The organism is Amycolatopsis sp. CA-161197 (genome assembly GCF_050942255.1).
In the GTDB taxonomy this organism is placed as follows: domain Bacteria; phylum Actinomycetota; class Actinomycetes; order Mycobacteriales; family Pseudonocardiaceae; genus Amycolatopsis.
In genome coordinates this window covers 3674322-3693067 of record NZ_CP192059.1, presented here as the reverse complement: position 1 = coordinate 3693067, position 18746 = coordinate 3674322, and the positions used below count along the sequence as shown (strand labels likewise).

At 70.8% G+C, this 18746-nt stretch carries 15 protein-coding genes; 2 read left to right on the top strand and 13 right to left on the bottom strand.

Annotated features, from left to right (window positions below):
- Window positions 1-132: 132 nt before the first annotated feature.
- The 8 genes from ACQPXB_RS17655 to ACQPXB_RS17620 form a co-directional block, all read right to left on the bottom strand.
- Window positions 133-1179 carry an ABC transporter substrate-binding protein gene (locus tag ACQPXB_RS17655; RefSeq protein WP_366577993.1) on the bottom strand — a complete coding sequence of 349 codons (1047 nt, stop codon included), beginning with the start codon at window positions 1177-1179 and terminating at the stop codon, window positions 133-135.
- Between the two features lie 112 nt (window positions 1180-1291).
- Window positions 1292-2074 (bottom strand): ABC transporter ATP-binding protein, encoded by a 783-nt coding sequence (locus tag ACQPXB_RS17650; RefSeq protein WP_366577991.1) that lies wholly within the window; start codon window positions 2072-2074, stop codon window positions 1292-1294.
- Between the two features lie 28 nt (window positions 2075-2102).
- Complete coding sequence (locus tag ACQPXB_RS17645; RefSeq protein ID WP_432853353.1) at window positions 2103-2966, bottom strand: ABC transporter permease; 864 nt, start codon at window positions 2964-2966, stop codon at window positions 2103-2105.
- 207 nt (window positions 2967-3173) lie between these two features.
- Window positions 3174-3893: a class II aldolase/adducin family protein gene (locus tag ACQPXB_RS17640; protein WP_432853350.1), complete on the bottom strand. Its 720-nt coding sequence runs from the start codon at window positions 3891-3893 to the stop codon at window positions 3174-3176.
- A gap of 299 nt (window positions 3894-4192) precedes the next feature.
- Window positions 4193-5032, bottom strand: a complete 840-nt coding sequence (locus ACQPXB_RS17635; RefSeq protein WP_432853347.1) for an alpha/beta fold hydrolase — start codon at window positions 5030-5032, stop codon at window positions 4193-4195.
- Between the two features lie 151 nt (window positions 5033-5183).
- The gene (locus tag ACQPXB_RS17630; RefSeq protein WP_366577985.1) at window positions 5184-5810 is read right to left on the bottom strand and encodes a TetR/AcrR family transcriptional regulator; all 627 of its coding nucleotides are present in this window, start codon (window positions 5808-5810) and stop codon (window positions 5184-5186) included.
- Between the two features lie 94 nt (window positions 5811-5904).
- Window positions 5905-7590, bottom strand: a complete 1686-nt coding sequence (locus ACQPXB_RS17625) for a sulfatase-like hydrolase/transferase (protein WP_366577983.1) — start codon at window positions 7588-7590, stop codon at window positions 5905-5907.
- Between the two features lie 93 nt (window positions 7591-7683).
- Window positions 7684-8715, bottom strand: coding sequence for a hypothetical protein (locus tag ACQPXB_RS17620; RefSeq protein ID WP_432853343.1), 1032 nt, complete (start codon window positions 8713-8715; stop codon window positions 7684-7686).
- A gap of 206 nt (window positions 8716-8921) precedes the next feature.
- Between ACQPXB_RS17620 and ACQPXB_RS17615 the strand changes: the two genes are divergently transcribed.
- Entirely contained in the window at window positions 8922-9539 is a 618-nt protein-coding gene (locus ACQPXB_RS17615; protein ID WP_432853340.1) for a response regulator transcription factor, read from the top strand.
- A 4-nt stretch (window positions 9540-9543) separates the two neighbouring features.
- Here ACQPXB_RS17615 and ACQPXB_RS17610 read toward each other — a convergent pair whose 3' ends face one another.
- A complete protein-coding gene (locus ACQPXB_RS17610; protein ID WP_432853337.1) occupies window positions 9544-12393 on the bottom strand; it encodes a tetratricopeptide repeat protein in 2850 nt (949 codons plus the stop codon).
- A 280-nt stretch (window positions 12394-12673) separates the two neighbouring features.
- Here ACQPXB_RS17610 and ACQPXB_RS17605 point away from each other — a divergent pair, with 280 nt between their 5' ends.
- Window positions 12674-14182: a sialidase family protein gene (locus tag ACQPXB_RS17605; protein ID WP_432853334.1), complete on the top strand. Its 1509-nt coding sequence runs from the start codon at window positions 12674-12676 to the stop codon at window positions 14180-14182.
- 79 nt (window positions 14183-14261) lie between these two features.
- On the opposite strand, the gene rpmG is transcribed toward ACQPXB_RS17605, so the two are convergent.
- The 4 genes from rpmG to ACQPXB_RS17585 all read right to left on the bottom strand — a co-directional run bounded on the left by rpmG (window position 14262) and on the right by ACQPXB_RS17585 (window position 18744).
- Complete coding sequence (gene rpmG / locus ACQPXB_RS17600) at window positions 14262-14426, bottom strand: 50S ribosomal protein L33 (RefSeq protein ID WP_220239238.1); 165 nt, start codon at window positions 14424-14426, stop codon at window positions 14262-14264.
- A 256-nt stretch (window positions 14427-14682) separates the two neighbouring features.
- Complete coding sequence (locus ACQPXB_RS17595; protein ID WP_432853330.1) at window positions 14683-15753, bottom strand: acetamidase/formamidase family protein; 1071 nt, start codon at window positions 15751-15753, stop codon at window positions 14683-14685.
- Complete coding sequence (locus tag ACQPXB_RS17590) at window positions 15750-17303, bottom strand: amidase (protein ID WP_432853327.1); 1554 nt, start codon at window positions 17301-17303, stop codon at window positions 15750-15752. The genes ACQPXB_RS17595 and ACQPXB_RS17590 overlap by 4 nt, the downstream gene beginning before the upstream one ends.
- A 118-nt stretch (window positions 17304-17421) precedes the next feature.
- On the bottom strand, window positions 17422-18744 hold the full coding sequence (locus ACQPXB_RS17585; protein ID WP_432853324.1) for an amidohydrolase family protein: 1323 nt from the start codon (window positions 18742-18744) through the stop codon (window positions 17422-17424).
- Window positions 18745-18746 lie beyond the last annotated feature (2 nt).

Sequence of the window (18746 nt, the reverse complement as noted above, 5' to 3'; positions counted from 1 at the left end):
CGGCCGTCAAGCGGTTACCATTCGTCGTTAATATCCGGCCAATCGTATCCTGGATCCATTATCGGACCGACCCCGGCGAGTCCTTTCCCACGGGAGCTTTTCACCGGGTCTTTCCGTTGCGGATCAGGGTGATCAGCCGAGCTTCATGGCCGCCGTCGCCTTGTCCCACGTGGCGGTGTCGACCCACACCGACGTCGCCGGTGCCTTGGTGATCGCGCCGACCTTGTTCGCCAGATCCTCCTGGACCTTCGCCGAGGCCTCGGAGTAGGCGTCCTTCGAAGCGGGGAACGTGTCCGCCGCCTTGAGGGCGTCGTAGGTGCTCGACGCTTCCTTCTCGTCCGCCTTCGCGTAGGCGACCGCGGCCTTGACCCACTGGTCCTTGTCCGTGTTGAAGATCTGCGCCGCCTTGATCCACGCCTGGTCGATCGCCACGGCCAGCGCGCCGTGGCTCGCCAGCCACTGCGGTGAGGTCGCGAGGAACGAGTCCGCGAGCTCAGGCGCGGTCTTCGACATCGTCACGAGGTCGTGGAAGCCGGCCGAGGTCAGCTTCGACACGTCGGTGGCGTGCGCGAACGTCGCGTCGATGTGGTGGGTGAGCATGGCGCTCACGCGCACCGACGCGCCACCGGCCACGGTCGTGGTGACCGCCTTGGGGTCGATGTTGTTCTTCGCCAGCAGGTCGGCGAACATCAGCGCCTCGACGCCGTGGACGTTCGACGTGCCGTAGACGTGACCGGGCAGGTCCTTCATCGAGGTCAGCGAAGGGGCGCCGATGAAGTGGTAGTCCAGCCGCGGCTGGCTCGGCCCGAAGATCTTCAGGCCCGAGTTGATCGACGACGAGACGGCGAGCGTGCCGATGTCGGCGTCGCCGGCGAGCAGCACCCGGATGGCGGCGGGGTCGCCGGTCTGGTTCACGATCGACGCGTCGGCGCCCCAGCTCTTGAGGACCTGCGCCATGAGCGCGATCTTGGTGTCCTCGATGGCGGGGGCGGCACCGGTGACGATCCGGATGGTGGTGCCCTTGAGGTTCGGCGTGCCGTCGGCCGAGGTCGGCAGCTTGTCACCGGTGCCGGTGGCCGCGTCGCCGGAGCCGCACGCGGCCGTGAGCGACACGGTGAGCGCGGCGATCGCGCCGACGACGAGCGCCGTGCGGCGCCGCCGCGAAGAGGGAGCGGACATCGCGGACCCTCCTTTCTGGACTGGATCTGACGGTGGGGTGGGGGTTGGGAGTGCGGTTCGAGCAGGAACTTCAGTGCAGTGACTTCAGTGCGGTGACTTCACTGCGGGTACTTCAGTGCAGGCCGAGCACGATGCCCAGCACGTGGTCACGCAGCTTCGCCACCTCGGGATCGCCGAGCAGCTCCGCGTGCGTGCGCGGTTTGGGGAACGGGACCTCGACGACATCGCGGACCGAGCCGGGCGAGGTGCCCATCACCACGATGCGGTCGGAGAAGAACACGGCCTCGTCGACGTCGTGCGTCACGAGCACCGTGGTCGCGCCGATGCCTTCGATGATCGTGGCGATGTCCTGCTGCAGCCGGCGCCGGGTGAAGGCGTCGAGCGCGGACAGGGGTTCGTCCATGAACAGCACGTCGGGGTCGCAGGCCAGGGCCCGGGCCAGGCCCGCGCGCTGCTGCATGCCACCCGAGAGCGCCGACGGGTAGTAGCCCGCGAAGTCCTGCAGGCTCGTCATCTCGAGCTTCGCGGCGATCGCGGCGTCGACCTCTTCGGGCGGGAGCTCCTTGGCCTTCAAGGCGAAGGCCATGTTCTCGCGCACGGTCTTCCACGGCAGCAGCGCCGGCTCCTGGAACACGAACCCGATCGACCCCGGCACGCCCTGCACGGGGTTGCCGTTGATGCGGATCTGGCCGTCGTCGACCGGGATGAGCCCGGACATCATCCGCAGCAGCGTGGTCTTGCCGCAGCCCGACGCGCCGATCAGCGAGATGAACTCGCCCTGGCGGATGTCGAAGTGCACGTCGGAGACGGCGAGGAAGCTCTCGGCCTTGCGGCCCGGGCGCTGGTAGCGCTTGGACACGTGCTCGATCTCGATGCACGCCGTGGGTGCGCTCATGGCGGACCTTTCCTAGACGATGCCGGGTTCAGACGCGGGTGTGGGCCGAGCCGGTGGACGACCACGGGGCGAGCTTGCGGCGCAGGACCTCGAGGACGATCGTCCCGATCACGCCGACGATCGAGGAGCTGATGATCGAGGCGAGCAGCGGCGCGGTCTGGAACGAGTCGCCGTAGTTCTGGATCAGCCCGCCGAGACCCTTGAGGCTGATGTCCATCTCGCCGATGATCACACCGATCAGGGCCTTGGCCAGTGCGATGCGCAGGCCGGCGAAGATGTAGGGCACGGCGTTGGGCATCGCGACGTGGCGGACCACCGACCACTCCCCCGCCCGGTAGACCTTCGCCATGTCGAGCAGGATCGCCGGGGTGTTGCGGGTGCCTTCGGCCGTGTTGATGATGATCGACCACACCGCGAGCAGGAAGGTGATCGTGACCTCGGAGGTGAACCCGATGCCCGTCCAGATCACCACGAGCGGCGTGAGCGCGATCAGCGGCGTCGCCTGGAAGAAGCTGACGTAGGGGTTGAGCACGCGCGACACGGTTTCGCGCCGGCCCATCCACACGCCCACCGCGATGCCGACCACGGCCGAGAGCCCGAAGCCCGTGGCGAGCACCTCCATGGCCCGCAGGAAGGCCGCGCCGAGCTCACCGTTGCCGATGATGTCCACAAAGGACGTGGCGACCGCCGACGGAGTGGCCAGCAGGATCGGGTTGACCTGCGCGCCGAAGATCTGCCACACGCCCAGGAACACCACGACCGACGCGACGGGCAGCACCCGGCGGCGGACCTTCGCGTTCCACGGGATCCGGAACTTCCTGGGTGGTGCGGCCGGCGGTCCGGCCCGGTCCGGGGCCGAACTGGCCAAGCTCGTGTCTTCGGTGAGGGACACCGTGACCTCCTCCGGTTGTCAGTTGGAGCCTGGATCCATTCGACATCAAGGTCAAGCAGTCCGGCCGTGAACTGTTCTGTTCGGGGATGACGTACCTGTGCAGCGTGGATTCGTACACTGTGGACACGAGAAGTGCGCACAACGACTGCCACCGGCCGGTTTTCGCGGCCGACGGGGTTCTGTCCAGTGTGGAGCTGTCCGGTGTGGTCAGGCGACGAGCACGCCGGCGCGGCGGCCGAGGTGCACGTAGTGGTCCCAGAGCTTGCCGGGGCGGTGCCCGCCGCGGTCGTAGCTCTCGGCGACCTGCACGATCTCTTCGGGCGTGAGCGGCAGCGGGGTGCCGAGCTGGCGTGCGAGGAGGAGCGTGCGGGCGTTCTCCTCGAGGTCGAGGCAGTCCATCAGCAGTTCCTGGATGCGGTTCGCGACCACGACCGTGCCGTGCGAGCGCAGCAGGCACGCGCCGGCGTCGCCGAGTGTCTTCGCCACGGCGTCACCCTGCTCGCGCGAGCGGATGTGCGTGGGATCGGGGTGCACGGCCAGGCCGTCGGGGAACTTGTAGGCGAAGTGGCGCATGGGCAGGAACGGGTGGTCGACCATGGTGAAGGTGGTCGACAGCGTGGGGTGGCCATGGCAGATGAAGTCCACTTCGGGCCGCGCGCGGTAGACGCCGGTGTGGATGGCCGTCTCGGCCGGCGGCGGGAGCTCGCCCTCGACGAGGTTGCCGTCCAGGTCCACGACCAGCAGGTCTTCGGGTCGCAGCGCGGCCCGGCTCGCGTCGCGCGGCTGGATGAAGATGCGGTCGTCGGTGCCCGGGACCCGCGCGGAGAGGTGCCCGCTGTAGTCGAGGACACCTTTGAACACGAGCAGACTGGTGCAGGTGACGAGATCGGCCCGTACTCGGTCGGCGTCGGCCTGGGAATCGATCATGAAAGCCCTTCCTCTCGGATTGGCGATTGGATCCAGGATAAAGGAAACACTTTCACAGCGGAAGTATCTCCAGGTCGCGAACCGGCCACGGAGTTGCGGCCGGCGCGCGGGGTGGGGCTGTTGTTGCGGGAAGGTTAGGCGTCCGCGCCGCCCGGCGCCATCATCTCAGGTAACGCTTCCGATTTTCCCGATCGAGTCCTGGCGCGACAGACGTCAACAGGGGACACGGCCACCGGGCCCACGCACGGTGACCGACGTGGGCCCGATGGCCGCGAAGTGATCTTTGTGGACAGTGCCGCTCAGGTGGTGCGCGCGAACTCGCCGATCAGCCGGGCGAGCTCGGCCGGCCGATCGAGCGGCAGCAGGGTGTAGCTGTCGTCCACTTCGGACAGTTGCGACTTGGGCAGCAGTTCCGCCAGCCGCCGCCCGTGCTCCGGTGGCATGACGCGGTCCTCGCTCGCCCACACGACCAGCGCGGGCCGGTCGAACTCCGGCAGGTGCGCCGCGGCGTCGACGAGGATCCCGGGCTCGGCCGCCGCGGCCCGCAGCACGCGAACGGTGTCGCGGCGGATCGCCGGTTGCTCCAGCAGCGGCCGCAGCCACCGGACCACGGCGGCGTCGCCGCGTTTCGTCAGCCACCCGAACGAGATCGGCAAGCGGCGCAAGGCTTTCAGCCGCATCTGCTGCATGAAAGCGCCGAACAGCCCGGGCGACAACCGGCCCGTGAGGAACAGCGTCTTCCCCGTCAGCCCCGGCGGGAAGTTGTCGAACGCGTCGCACGACGCGAGCACCACCCGCCGCACCCAGCCGGCGTCCCCGGCCATCAGCAGCTGCACGAGCGCCCCGCCGGTGTCCACGCCGACCAGCGTCACCTCACGAAGATCCAAGCGCGCCAGGAACTCCCCGGCCAGCCGCGCGAGCGCCGGCATCGACAGGTCGGCGTCGGGCGGCATCGCCTTGCGGTGCGCCCCGAGCGGCAACGTCGGCGCGACGCACCGGAACTCGCCCGCGAGGTCCGCGATCGTCTCCGCCCACAGCGACGAGTCCATCAGCAACCCGTGCAGGAACACCAGAACGGGCCCGTCGCCGCCCGAGTCCTCGTACTCGATGGTCCCGGCGGACAGCTCGATCTCGGTCATGCGCCCGCCTCTCCCGTGGACGGACCGTGCTCCCCGAACCGCGCTCGTCGACACCCCATGTGGACCTCCCGGTCGTTCGCCCCGCCAGAAGTGAACCACGTGGTTCGCAAACGCGTCCAGTGCCCCTGCCCCGGAAACCACCCCGGGCAGCTCAGTCCCCCGCGGTTTCCTCCCGCTCCAGCGCGCGCTCCAACGCCGCGAAGCCCGCGTCGGCGCCACCGGGATCGTCGCTGGTCAGGCGGTGCACGACGAACCCGCGCAACGTCGCCAGCACGAGCTCGGCCACCTCGCGTTTGCGCTGCTCGGGCCACTGCTCCGGGCAGAACGACACGAGCAGGTGCAGGTACTGGCGCGTCGAACCGCGGCCGAGGTCGGCGTAGCGGTCGGGGTCGTACATGGTGAGCCCGACGGCCTGGTCGAGCACGCGGCGCAGGCCGGCCTCCTCGTCGCGCAGCGTCTGCCACGCCACGCGTACGCGGCCGGCGAGCGTGCGCTGCTCGGCGCCACCGGCCATGGCTGCGAGCGCGTTGGCGATCCGGCGGTCGCGCAACGCGAACACGGCCTGGGCAAGCAGGTCCTCTGCGCCCGCGAAGTGGTAGAGCAGCACCTTGTGCGTGGTGCCCGCCGCCCGCGCCGCGCGCCGGAGGGAGAAGTCGACGAGGCCGTTCACGGCGAGGTCGTCCGTCACACGCGCCAGCAGCTCACGCCGCCGCGCCTCCCCGCGCGGCGAGCCCGCCGACCGCCGATAGCCCGCCCGTTCCGCCGAGTCGTCGTCCACCCCGACAGCTTCCCCGATGCCGCCGGGGCGCGCAGCGACCGGCCTCGTCCTTGCCGAACGACGTGCCGAACGACTCGGCGAACGCTTTGCCGATCTACTTGGCGAACGCGGTCAGGAACCGGTCCCGGAAGGTGTCCATGCGCCACACGGGCGCGTTGGCCGCCGGGCGCATGCCGTCGGTCCAGTTCCACGACGACACCCGGTTCAGCACCGCCGGGTCCTTCGCCACGATCGTGATCGGCACCTGGTGCGTCACGCCGGCCGGCGTCACCACGGGCGGCTGGTGGTCGCCCAGGAACACCAGCACCGTGTTGTCGTTGCCGTAGGTCTGCAGGTAGGACGTCAGCGTCGCGAGGGTGTACTGGATCGCCTTGCCGTACGCGGCGCGGATGGCGTTCGGGTCCTTCCACACCTGCTCCGGGTCCTCCCCCATCGCCGGCTGCGGGTCGAAGATCGAGCCGTTGCCGACCTTGTTCCAGTCCACAAGCGACGGACGCGGCGACCACGGCGCGTGGCTGGACACGAAGTCCACCTCGGCCATCACGGGTTTGCGGTTCTGCGCGGCGAGTTCGGTGCGCTGCAGGAAGGAAAGCGTGTACTGATCGGGCATCGTGGCGTACGCGTAACCCGGGCCCTGGTACCCGACGTTGTGGAAGTCGTAGTAGTGCTGGAACCCGTAGTACTTGCCCTCCGGCCACGGCATCGTGTGGGCCGGCACGTCCTGCACCGTCGTCCAGCCCGCCTTGCCGAACGCGCGCGTGAGCGAAAGCCGGTTGCTCGCCAGGAGGTCGTTGTAGCGCTGCTGGTTGTCCACCCACGTTCCCGATTGGACGGTCGAGTGCGCGAGCCAGCTGCCGCCGCCGAAGGTCGAGGAGTCCAGGAACCCGCTCTTCGCCGCGAACCCGGCCGCCTGCAGGCTCTTCGTCTCCTGGTCGAGCTGGGCGTCGATGGCCGGCGCGATGTCGGAGCCCTCGATCGCGAAGCGGCCGTAACTCTCCACAAAGGTCAGCAGCACGTCCTTGCCCTTCAGCCCCTGCAACAGCTGGTCGCCGGGGGTGTTGGCGAAGGGGTCGTCGGCCATCTGCGCGGCGAAATCCTGCTTGTCGTGCAGGTCGGTCCCGACCTGCCGGATGTCGTCGAAGGCGAGCGCGGCCGCGCTGCGCGACGCGATGGGCTGGCCGGGCGCGAGCTGCACCCCGAACACCGCCGCGACGATCCACACGACCCCGAGCACCGCCACCACGCGCGTCGACGCCGTGCGCCGCCCGGCGGCCAGGCGCGTCAGCCGCATCGTGGCGAGCGTCGTGAACACGACCACCGCCAGGATCAGCAGCACCACGCCCACCGCGGCGGCGATCGCCCCGGCGCCGCCGACCTCACCGCGCAGGAAGTCGAGCCCCGCGCTCACGAAGCTCCAGTCGAAGATCGGGTCGAACGGGCGCGAGAGCACCTCGTTGAACCCCATGTCCACGAGTTTCAGCACCGTCAGCACGCCGAGCACCGCGCCGACCACGCCGGCCAGCACGCGCCGCCACCGCGGCGGCAGCACGAGCGCGAGCGCCGCGACGACCAGCGCCTCCACGGGAATCCGGACGAACGCCGCGGGCGAGAGCTCCCCCAGGTTGTTGGGCGCCACCAACGCGAACAGCACGAGCAGGCACGCCAGCACCGTCAGCACCACCGCCGTCACGCGCCGCGTCCGGCTCCGCTCCGGCGGCGCGGGGTCCGGTTCCTCCACTCCGGACAGCTCGCGGTCGTCGGTGCGCGTGAAGAGTGACACGGGGTTCCTTTCCGCCCGAAACCGGCACGGCGGCCGGTGCTCCTCTTCCTTACACGGACGGAAACGCCGAGCGGTTCAGTGGGTTGCCCCGGATCACACCGAAGTGAGTCCCTCCCGGCACCTCAGCCCCGGCACGAACACGTGAACCACCGACACCCGGCCGGTGTGGTGCTCGCGGAGATAGGCCGTCAGGTCGCGCGCGGCGAGGCTGTCCAGGAGCTCGGCCAGCAGCGCAGGCGCGGTGCCGGAGAGGTTGTTCTCGCGGAACGGCACGAACTCCGCGGCCTCGGCCAGGGCCGGGCAGCGGGCGGCGGGGGTGGCGGCGCGGCGGCGCAGCAGGCCGGTCAGCGCGTCGGTCAGGGCGCAGCGCCGGCTGAACGACACCCCGGCGCCCCAGGCGGCACGGTCGCCGGCCAGGTAGGCGGGCACGCCGAGCTGGGGCGTGAGGTCGGCGACGCGCACGGGCCCGCCCGCGGCGAGCGACGCGGAGGCGAGCAGGGCGGCCAGGTCCGCGGGCAGGCCGGCCGGGTCGAGCAGCGCCGGGCGGGCGCCGGCGAGCATCGACTCGTGGGCGTTGTGGTCGAGCAGGCCGATCAGCGCGCGCACGGTCGCCTCGGCGCTTGTCGTCGCGGCGCCCCACGAGGCCGCGGCCGGGCGGGTGCCGAGGGCGTCGTAGTCCACGACGTCGCCCACGGAGTGGCGCAGCAGCAGGTGCCCGGCGCGGCCGTAGTCGGTGATCGCGAGCACGGCCGGCACGGAGGCGACCGCACCGAGGCCGGTGGGCTGCAGCCGCCGGTACGCGAGCGTGCCGACGGGCAGGTCGGTGTAGCGGGCCAGCGCGCACACGGTGTCGTCCGCGGCCAGCGGGCCCGTCGCCAGCTCCGGCGCCGGCACCGCGCGCACGTCGGCCGGGCGCAGCCAGGCGGCGCCGCCGAAGCGGCGGGTCAGCGCATCGAGCACGGCGTCGCGTTCCGCGGTTTCGCCCGCGCCGTAACCCGGCCCGGCCGAGAGCGCCACGCCGTCGCGCAGCAGATCGCAGCGCCACACGGCGGCGATCCCACCCGCCACGGGAGTCAGCTTCGCGGTCAGCCCCAGTTCGGCCACCTCGGCCAAAACGTCGTCCATCTTGTTCGCACCAGCTCGTCGTCCGGGGTTCCCTCGAGAACCCACCTGCCCCCTGCCCGCATCAAACTCGATCACCGCCGGGGAGTCGAGGACTTTCCCGCACGCGTGACCGAACGGCCACCACCGCGGGGTGCGCTGCGCGGCCACTGAACGACGACTGAACGCGCCCGGAGTAGTTGATCAGTCCATTCGCGCATGCTGGCAGCATGAACCAGACCCTGCGGACCGGAACCGTGCGTACCCTGCTCTCGGTCTCGGACGCGCTCACGCGCGCGTGCCTCGAAAGCTACTTCGACGGCAAGCCCGAAGTGGCCGTGGTCGACCGCACGCGCCCCATGGGCGCCGAGGTCTCGCTCGTGGTCACCGACCGGTTCACCCCGCGCACCCGCGACATCCTCGAACGCGTCGCCGCGACGCTCGACATCCCGTCCGTGCTGGTCATCGGCCGGCTCGACGACCTGCCGATCACCGAGCTCGCCCAGCACCGCGTGGTCACGATCCTGGACAAGACGACCAGCCGCAGCGAGGCCGTCACGCAGGCCGTGCTCGACGCGGCTGGCGCGCACCCGGCGGACCCGGTCGAGCGGCTGAGCACGCAGGTGCGCCGGCTGACGCACGCGGCGGCCCGGCAGAACCGCCTCGACCGGCGCGAGACCGACATCCTGCGGTTCCTGGCCGACGGGCTGTCGGCCGGCGAGGTGGCCCACCAACTGGGTTACAGCGAGCGCACGGTGAAGAACATCATCAGCAAGATGACCGTCCGGCTCGAGCTGCGCAACCGGGCCCACGCCGTGGCGTACGCGATCCGCGAAGGCCTGATCTGACCGGTCACGAACCGGGCGACGCCACCCGGGGATCCGGTTCCCCGAGGCGCAGGCGCACCTCGTCCGCCGCGGGCATGCCGAACGTGTCGAGCACGTGGAGCGCCTCGCGCCACGCCTTCTCCGCGCCTTCCGGGTCGCCCGCCGCGCTGAGCGCGTCGCCGAGCGCCACGAGGGAGTCGGACTCGTCGGAGCGGTTCCCGAGCTCGCGGTAGTAGGTCACGGCGCGGCGCCACGCGTCGATCGCCTGGTCGAGGTGCCCGAGCGAGCCGTACGCGGTGGCCAGGGTGCTCCAGCAGTTGCCCTCGCCGTTGCGGTCGCCGATGTCCTCGTACAGCTTCATCGCGCGCAGGATCAGCGGCACGGCCTCGGCGTTGCCGCCCATCTCGCTGAGACAGCGGCCGATGCCCTCGAGCCCGATCGCCTCGCCCTTGACGTTGCCGCTGGCCCGGTAGAGCTCGAACGCGCGCTCGTGGTGCTCCAGAGCCGCGTTGAACCGGCCCAGCTTGGCGAACACCGTGCCGAAGTTGCTGTGCACGTACGCCTGATCCGCCGCCAGACCGAGCTGCCCGAACAGTTCGGCGGTGCGGTTGAGGTGCTCGAGCGCTTCGTCGTAGCGCTCGACGAAGTGGTAGGCGCCCGCGAGGCTGCGGTGCACGTTGGCCTGCGCCACCAGGTCGCCGGTACCGGCCGCGACGCGCAACGCGAGCTCCGCCTGCGTGAGCCAATCGTGGTAGAGCGCGCTGCGCTGGTAGTACGGCTGCAGGCTCAGCACCAGCTTCCACACGTTCCCGGCCAGCCGCGGCACCCCGGCGATCTGCCGGATCAGCAGCGTCAACGCGGGCAGCTCGGCCTCGAACCACTCCATCGCCTCGCCGTAGCCGCGCGCGAGGTCGGCGGTCACGCCCGGTTCGAGCACCGGCGGGTCGATCGGGAGCTGGTGCGGGTTCAGCGCGAGGTACGCGCCGTGGGTGCTGCACAGGTAGTGGTTCACCAGCCGCGCGAGGGCGTCGGCCTGCTCGTCGGCCGGGTCGGTCTGCTCGCGCAGCTCCATCGCGTACGAGCGCACGAGGTCGTGGGCGAGGTAGCGGCCCGGGCGGTGCTCGCTGAGGTAGCGGATGCGCGTGAGCTCGTCGAGCAGGTCCTGCGCCTGCGGCAGCGGCACGCCGGCGAGGCTCGCGGCCGCGGCGGTCGAGAAGTCGGCGCCGCGGTGCAGTGACAGCAGCCGGAACAGCCGCGCCGCACCGGGTTCGAGCACGCGGTAGGACCAGGAGAACACCGTGCGCACGTCGCCCGCGCTGTCACCGCGGAACGCCTCCAGCGTCCCCTGCGTGGCGCGCAGCTTCGCGGTGATGTCGGCGAGCGAGAACTGCGGGTGCGTCCGGGCGCGCGCGGCGACGATCGCCAGCGCGAGCGGCAGCCGCCCGCACAGCTCGATGATCTCCTCCACCGCTTCGGGTTCGGCCGACACCTTCTCTTCGCCGAGCCGGCGCACGAGCGTCTCGCGGGCTTCCGACGACGAGAGCGTGTCGAGCGTCAGCAGGTCGGCGTCCTCGGTGGCGACCAGGGCGCTGAGGCGGTTGCGGCTGGTCACGATCACGGCCGAGCCCGCGCTGCCGGGCAGCAGCGGGCGGACCTGTTCGGAGTCGCGGACGTTGTCCAGCACCACGAGCATCTGCCGCCCGGCGAGCAGGCTGCGGTAGAGGCCGCTGCGCGCGTCGAGACCGGAGGGCGCCTGAGTGGCCTCGATGCCGAGCACGTCGAGGAACCCGCGCAGCGCGTCGGCCGGGTCCACGGTGGCGCCTGTGGGGTCGAAGCCGCGCATGTTGACATACAGCTGCCCGTCGGGGAAGCGGTGCGCGACCTGGTGCGCGAGGTGGATGGCCAGCGAGGTCTTGCCGGTGCCGGCCAGGCCGTCGATCACCGCGACGGTGACGCGCCGGCGCTCGGCGGCGCCGTCGAACAACCCGGCGAGCCGGGTCAGCTGGTCGCGGCGGCCGGTGAACGTCGGCAGGTCCGGCGGCAGCTGCGCGGGGCGCACCACGGGCCGGGCCTGTGGCGCGCGGATCTCGGGCACGTCTTCGGCCTGCTGTGCCAGCACGTCGTGCTGCATGCGGGTGAGTTCCACGCCGGGCTCGACGCCGAGCTCGTCGACCAGCCGCTTGCGGATCTCGCGGTACACCTCGAGCGCGGCGGCCCGGCGGCCGACCGAGTCGAGCGCGAGCATGAGCCGCGCGTGCACGGTCTCGTTGAAGGGATCGGCTTTCACGGCCCGCTCCAGGTGCAGCAGCAGCGGCTGCAACGGGCGCCCGGCCGCGTGCGCGACGTCGGCGGCCTCGACGACCGTGGCCAGGCCCTCCTGGTCGATGCCGGCCAGCAGCGCGCGGGCACGCCCGGGCATCATCAGCCCCGCCGCGCACGGGCCGCGCCACAGCGCGAGAGCGGCGTTGAACTCGGCGAGCGCGTCGTCGGCGTGCTCCGCGCGGCGCGCCCGCTGCACGCGGGTGCGGAACTCGACGAGGTCGGAGGACGCGGCGTCGACCTGCAGTCCGTAACCACCGGGGTGGCGCACGAGCCAGTGGCCGGGCGAACGCGCGGGCAGGTCGGGCTCGACGAGCCGGCGGAGCGCGCCGACGTAGCGCTGGATCACGTTCACGGCGCTGGCCGGCGGCTGGTCGTCCCACAGCAGGCCCACGAGCTCGTCGACCCCGGTCGGCTGGCCGGCGCGCGCGAGCAGCACCGCCAGCAGCAGGTTCTGCGCCGGCGAGCCGATGGCGAGCTCGTGGCCACCGCGCCAGGCGCGCAGCGGTCCCAGCAGCTCGAACCGGACACCGACGGGGGCACCGGGTTCGCTCACCGGTTCCTCCCTCGTTCACCGGTTGCGGGCACGTCTCCTCTTGAGCGTAGCGCCCGCTACAGCACGGGTCCGCGAGAGCGCCCTGCGGACAGGACACCGGTCCCGCAGGTAGGACGTGGGACGATCACGGCCAGGTCACCGCCGGGCAAACAGTTCTCCTTGGTACAAAAGCGATTGTGCGTGCGGTTGTACGCCGTGTGTACGACCGCGCCGGAGCCTGGGAGCACTTTCGGCAGCCGCCCCGCGATCGCGGGGACGGCCCCCAGGACGGAGACCGACAGTGAATCTGAGACGTGTCGCACGAGGACTGCTCACGGCGTTGGCCGGGGCGACGGCGTTCGCCGCGGCGGCCGTGGTGCCGGGCACGACCCCCGCGGCATCGGCCGACGCGGCCAGCACGGTGGTGTACCAGGCCGGCACCGGCGGTTACTCGTGCTTCCGCATCCCCGCCATCGTCAAGGCCAACAACGGCGACCTGCTTGCGTTCGCCGAGGGGCGCAAGAACAGCTGCGCCGACGCGGGTGACATCGACCTGGTCATGAAGCGCCAGGCCAAGGGCAGCTCCACGTGGGGGCCGCTGCAGATCGTGATCCAGGGCTTCGGCGACACGAAGGGCAACCCGACACCCGTCGTCGTGCCGCCGACCGCGGACGAGCCCGACGGCCGCGTCGTGCTGCTCTCGGTGATGCAGTGCATCGCCCCGCACGCCTCGTGCGGCCGGACACCGCGCGTGAGCATCAGCAAGGACAACGGCTCCACGTGGGCCGCGCCCCAGGTCCTGACCACGCAGCTCGGCTTCTCGGCGCCGCCGGGCTGGCTGGCGACCGGGCCGTCGCACGCTTCGGTGCTCACCCGCGGTGCGCACAAGGGCCGCCTGGTCGCCGGCATGAGCTACCAGGTCAACGGCTCCGCGCCCGACACCGACGCCATCGTCTACAGCGACGACCGCGGTTCGACGTGGCACCTCGGCGCCCACGACGCGAGCACGAACAACAGCACCCTCAACCCGCAGGAGATCAGCCTCACCGAGCTGCCCGACGGCAAGATCTACGCCTCGGCGCGCAACAACGCGGGCACGATGTGCTCCACCGTCGAACGCGCGTACGCGATCAGCTCCGACGGCGGCCAGACGTTCAGCCAGAAGTTCGTGACCGAGCCGGGCCTGGCGAAGACGCCCGACGTGCAGGGCTCCACGCTCGCGATGAGCGCGACGGACACGGGCGGCGCCTACACGCGGCTGATCTTCGCGGGCCCCTCGGTGTGCGACCACCGGCACGCGCTGCGCATCCGTTCCTCGTTCGACGAGGGCGGCAGCTGGCAGGGTGACACCGACGGGTTCCTGGTGTGGAGCCAGGACGCGGCGTACTCCGACCTCGTCTCGCTCGGCACCGGCTCGGCCGGCGTGCTCTTCGAGGGCGGCCCGCAGGGCAACTCCAGCGCGGCGATCCGCTGGGCGAAGTTCACCGACGCGAACCTGGGCGCCCCGGCGTGCGGCTCGGGTTACGGCGTGATCGACCAGGGCTCGCTCGGCACCGCGGGCACGGTGTACCTGTCCTACAACGCGGCCACCGGCAAGAACTGCGTGAGCACGATGAAGAACGCCGCCGCGGGCACGCCGTCGCAGACCACCGCGTACCTGCAGGTGCAGGGCAGCACGAAGCAGACGGACTCCGGCTCGTTCTCCTGGTTCGCCGGCCCGGTCACGGCCTCGGCCGCCGGCAAGTGCGTGACCTGGGGCGGCTCGGTCGGCACCGCGAAGTTCGACGCCCCGCTCGGGCACTGCGGCTGACCGTTCTTCCGGCGCTGACAACGAAAAAGGGCTGAGGGTGGTCGTGACGACCACCCTCAGCCCTCGGTCCTGCTCGGTGTCAGCGCTCTTCGCGGAAGTCCACGTGCTCGCGGACGACCGGGTCGTACTTGCGCAGCACCATCCGATCCGGGTCGTTACGGCGGTTCTTGGTCACCACATACGTGTACCCCGTGCCGGCGGTGGAACGCAGCTTGATCACCGGGCGCAAAACGCTCTTCGCCATCGGTTCTCACCCCTTCCTGCTCGTGGCGGTCACCGGGTTCCTCCGGCTTCCGCAGTGTGTGTAACGGTGGGAGGGGGCGGAAAAGTCCCGGGGTGGAGTGGGCGGGGTCACGTCCCGTTGCGGCAGCCTGGTGTCCGTCCATTTCGGACCTGCGCGCTGGGGATGCGGTCCTCGCGGGGCGACTTGCGTTGGGGAAGCACTCCGAAGCCGGATTGTGCTGACGGCCACGACACCTGTACTCCACCGCGATGGCCCCTCACCCGCCGAGGAAGTCCGCCTTCCGGATGGTGGCGTGAACGCCCTTGACGACGTCGACGACCTGGGAGATGCGGAAATCGGTGGCGGCCGACAGGTAGGCGTACGCGTTCGGTGCGTCCATGCCGTAGCGAATGCCGAGCAGGGCGATCGCGGCCCGGACGGCGTTCTGCATCGCGACGTCGAGGTCCTCGTCCAGGCCGGTGGGGATGAGGAACTCCGCTGTCTCCGCGATCGGGGCCACGAGGTCGCCGAAGTCCCGTACGGCGCTCTCGCGGGGGATCACGTCGAAACGCACGGTGGCGCGCAGGCTGGCCTCGAGCGCGGTGAGGCTGACCTCGCCGTCGCCCTGGGCGAAGTGGGGGTCGCCCACGTAGGCGAGGGCCTCGTCGACCTGCACCGGGAGGTAGAGGGTGGCGCCGGTGGTGAGCATCCGGATGTCGAGGTTGCCGCCGTGTGACCCCGGGGGGACGCTGTGGGGTCGTTGGTTGCCGGCCACTGCGACGCCCATGATCCCGAGGAAGGGGGCGAGGTCGAAGCGGGCCGGCCCGATGACCCCTTTCCCGTCGACGACGGGGGTGAAGACGCTGTGCACCTGCTGGTCGCCGAGCGGGTAGGTGCCGGGGAGCGCGCCCTTCGCGTGGCGGTTGCTGACCACGCCGTAGGGCACGCGGGGCAGGGTGTCCTCGACCGTGATCGCCAGCAGGTCGCCGGGCAGCGCGCCGCTGACAGCAACCGGCCGCGACACCACGTGCGGCCCGTCGACGCCGAACGTGTGGTCGGGCTCTCCCGCGGGGCCACTGGCCGCGAGCGAAATCGCGTCTTCGAGCACCTCGGCGACGCCGTACGCACTGAAGAACGCCTTCGGGTCGCGCCCCTGGTCCTCGAGGATGCCCTCGTGGCTGATCGTGTCGAACGTGACGCTGGAGCCACTGTCGACCGTGAGCACAGGGCTGTCGGTGGCGCACGGCAGCCGGCCCCACAGGACGTGGTCGAGCGTGCTCGGCAGGTATGCCGCCGCCCGGATCGGCCCCGTGCCGGGCTGCAGCGCCGGCATCGGCTCCCCGGTCACCGCCCGGCACCTTCCCGCAACTGACCCGACGTCGCTCCGACGGCAGCGGTGGCGAAGTCGACCGATTGGGCCAGGCGCAAGAGATCGTGGTCGCGGCCGGGAGAAGCGACCAGACACAGGCCGCACGGCAACCCCTCGCTGGTTCTCAGAGGAATGCTCAAAGCGGGAGCGCCCGCTATCGACGCGAGGCAGGTGAGCTGGAGCGTTGCTTGCCGCACAGACTGGATCTCGGCATGCCTGAGCGGAGCCACGGTGGGGGTCGTCGGCAGAATCAGCACCCGGCCGGCGAGGGTCTCTCGGATCTCGGTCCGCGCCGAGGAGACCACCTCGGCCGCCGCGAGGGCTTCCTCGGAAGTGACGGTCCTTGCGTAGGCGAACCGGTCGCGTACGTCGGCGCCGAGATGCTCTTCTCGCCCCTGGATCCAGTCGCCGTGCGACTGCCATGCCTGGAACGCCTGGAGAGTGCGGAAGGCCTCGCTCCAGACGTCGAGTGGTGGCCGCCATTCGTCGTCCATCCGAGCGCGGCTCGGCAGGACCGCCAGGACCGCGGCGGCGACGCTGGGCTCCGCCTGATCGATGAGCGCGGTGGCGGCGACGTAGGCCGTCTCTCCCGTCGCCTGCTCCCGCGTCTGACTCCCGGTCTGGCGTGGTGGCAGCAGCACGCTGCCGATGCGGGCCAGGGTCTCGGTGTCGCGGGCCAGCCACCCGACGGTGTCGAAGGCGGGTGCCAGCGGCATCATGCCCTCGACCGGGACGGCGCCGTGCGTCGTGCGAAGGCCGTAGAGCCCTTGGTAGGAGGCCGGGACCCGGATGGAGCCGGCGGTGTCCGACCCGAGACCCACGGTCGCGTGTCCCAGGCTGACCGCACTCGCGGGCCCGCTCGTCGAGCCTCCCGGGTGTCGACGCGGCGCCCGGGGGTTGGGCGGGGTGCCGTAGTGGTGGTTGTCGCCCGCGATGGAGTACGCGAACTCGTCGGTCTGGGCGATCCCCTTGAGAGAGGCGCCGGCGTCGAGGAGCCGCTGCACGGCCGGAGCGTTGACCCGCGCCGGCGAGGCCTGGGCGAGCCTGGTGGGGTTGCCCGCCCCGACGGGGAAACCGCGGACTTCGAAGATGTCCTTGATCGCCACCGACTCACCGGCCAGCGGCCCGTCTTCGCTTCCGTCCGCGCGAGCGACCAACGGATTGCCGACGATGCGCCAGATCCTCGTGTCAAGGGCCGGCGCCGGCTGATGGACGTGGGCGACGGTCACCCGCCACGCTCCGTCGATGCGTTGCCACAATTGAGTCTGCTGGCCCCGTCCCCCGGCTTCGAACTCCGTGACGGCCACGACCATCGCATGGCTTTCGTCGATCGGCCGTACGTGGATCCCGACGATGGAGCGGCGTGCGGCACCGCCACGCGCGGCTCGGAACGAGCTGATCTCGTGGTGACCGACCAGCAATCCTGCCGCATCGCCTCGAAGCGTTGCGCTGCCCGGAGCGAAGAGCCGAGCCAAGCCGGCCAGATCGTTGTCCATGAGTGCGTGTTCGTAACTCCAGAACGCCTGCACCAGACCGTCCTGGGGAGGATTGGGGATGCTGGATATCAACGTTGCCTCTCTTGCTGTTCGATCCCGTCTCGGAGCTCAGCCGATGACCTGGGTGTCAGTGCGGTGACGAGCCGTGCGCTCAGCCGGGAGCGGCTCGCACCGGATCCGGCCTCCCGATGTCCCGCCGGGACGTGTCGAAGTTGGGTGGGGTCTGGAGTACGGGGCGGAGTCTGGTGAAGGTGAGCCGCCCGCGCTTGAGGCCCCACAAGGGCTCGGCGATGGTGGCGACCGCATTGGCCGCGCTGTCGGCCGGCAGACAGATCAGGTCTGCCGGCGCTCCTTCGACCAGGCTTGCCGCGCTGCCGGGGTCGACCACCCGGGCCGCGCCACCGGTCACCAGTGAGAAGGCCTGTTCGAGGCCCTCCCCTGCCAGGTGGGTGATGTTGGCGTAGAGGTTGGCCATCCGGATCAGCGACCCATCCCCGTAGGGAGTGAAGGCGTTCAGGACGTTGTTGGTGGCCACCGAGCATCGCAAGCCGTTGCCGATGAGGGATTTCACGTCGAGCACTCCGCGGGGCTTGGCGTGACCGAGTGCCCTGCCCATGAGGAACAGGTCGGTGGCCGGCAGCACGGTGAAGGCGAGGTCGGCGTCGACGGCCAGCGCCGTCAGTTCGGCGAAGCGTTGCGGCGTCACGAAACTGAGCTGGGTGACATGCCCCACCGTCACCCTGCCCTGCATCCCGTGCTGGACGGTGCGCCGGCAGACCTCCTCGAGGAGCATGCCGTCGGCGGTCTCGGCGAGGTCGAGATGGAGGTCGATGGGGACGCCGAAGTGCCGCGCCCGCTCGAAGATCCAGTCGAGCTGGCCGAGCGGGTCCACGTCGGCGTACGGCGCGCCACCGAGGACGGGGGCCCCCTGTTCCAGAGCGGCCTCGATGAGCGCCTTGGTCTCCTCCGACCGGGTGAGGCCCTCTTGAGCGAAAACACAGACCTCGACGTCGACGTAGTCGCGCCATTCTTCGGCGACTGCGTTGATGGCACGGAAGGACGTCAACGCGACGACGTCGTCGACCTCGACCTGAGTGCGGACGCGGGTGGTGCCGTGGAGGACGCAGTCGCGAAGCGTCTGCGCGGCCCGCTGGTGGACGTCGTCTTCGGTGAAGCCCTTCTTCAGTTCTGCCGTCTCGGTGATGGCCGAGGCGAGCGTGCCGTCGAAGTGGCGGTAGCGAGCCATCAGCCGGGACTTGTCGAGGTGCAGGTGAGTGTCGACGAAACCAGGGGTCACCAGGTTGCCGCCGGCGTTCAGTGCTGCTCGGCCCGCGAGATCGGGTGCCAGGCGACGCACGACCCCCCGGGAGATCCCGATGTCGATCGGGGCCTCGCCGGATGCGACGCGGGCGGACTTGACGACCAGGTCGTAGACGGTGTTCTTGATCGCGTCGTGGTCCTCGTGACGGCTCATGT

Excerpts from the sequence above, each read along its gene's own strand:
- ACQPXB_RS17655 (WP_366577993.1), bottom strand. The coding sequence starts at position 1,179 with ATGTCCGCTCCCTCTTCGCGGCGGCGCCGCACGGCGCTCGTCGTCGGC.
- ACQPXB_RS17650 (WP_366577991.1), bottom strand. The coding sequence starts at position 2,074 with ATGAGCGCACCCACGGCGTGCATCGAGATCGAGCACGTGTCCAAGCGC.
- ACQPXB_RS17640 (WP_432853350.1), bottom strand. The coding sequence starts at position 3,893 with ATGATCGATTCCCAGGCCGACGCCGACCGAGTACGGGCCGATCTCGTC.
- ACQPXB_RS17635 (WP_432853347.1), bottom strand. The coding sequence starts at position 5,032 with ATGACCGAGATCGAGCTGTCCGCCGGGACCATCGAGTACGAGGACTCG.
- ACQPXB_RS17620 (WP_432853343.1), bottom strand. The coding sequence starts at position 8,715 with ATGGACGACGTTTTGGCCGAGGTGGCCGAACTGGGGCTGACCGCGAAG.
- ACQPXB_RS17615 (WP_432853340.1), top strand. The coding sequence starts at position 8,922 with ATGAACCAGACCCTGCGGACCGGAACCGTGCGTACCCTGCTCTCGGTC.
- rpmG (WP_220239238.1), bottom strand. The coding sequence starts at position 14,426 with ATGGCGAAGAGCGTTTTGCGCCCGGTGATCAAGCTGCGTTCCACCGCC.
- ACQPXB_RS17585 (WP_432853324.1), bottom strand. The coding sequence starts at position 18,744 with ATGAGCCGTCACGAGGACCACGACGCGATCAAGAACACCGTCTACGAC.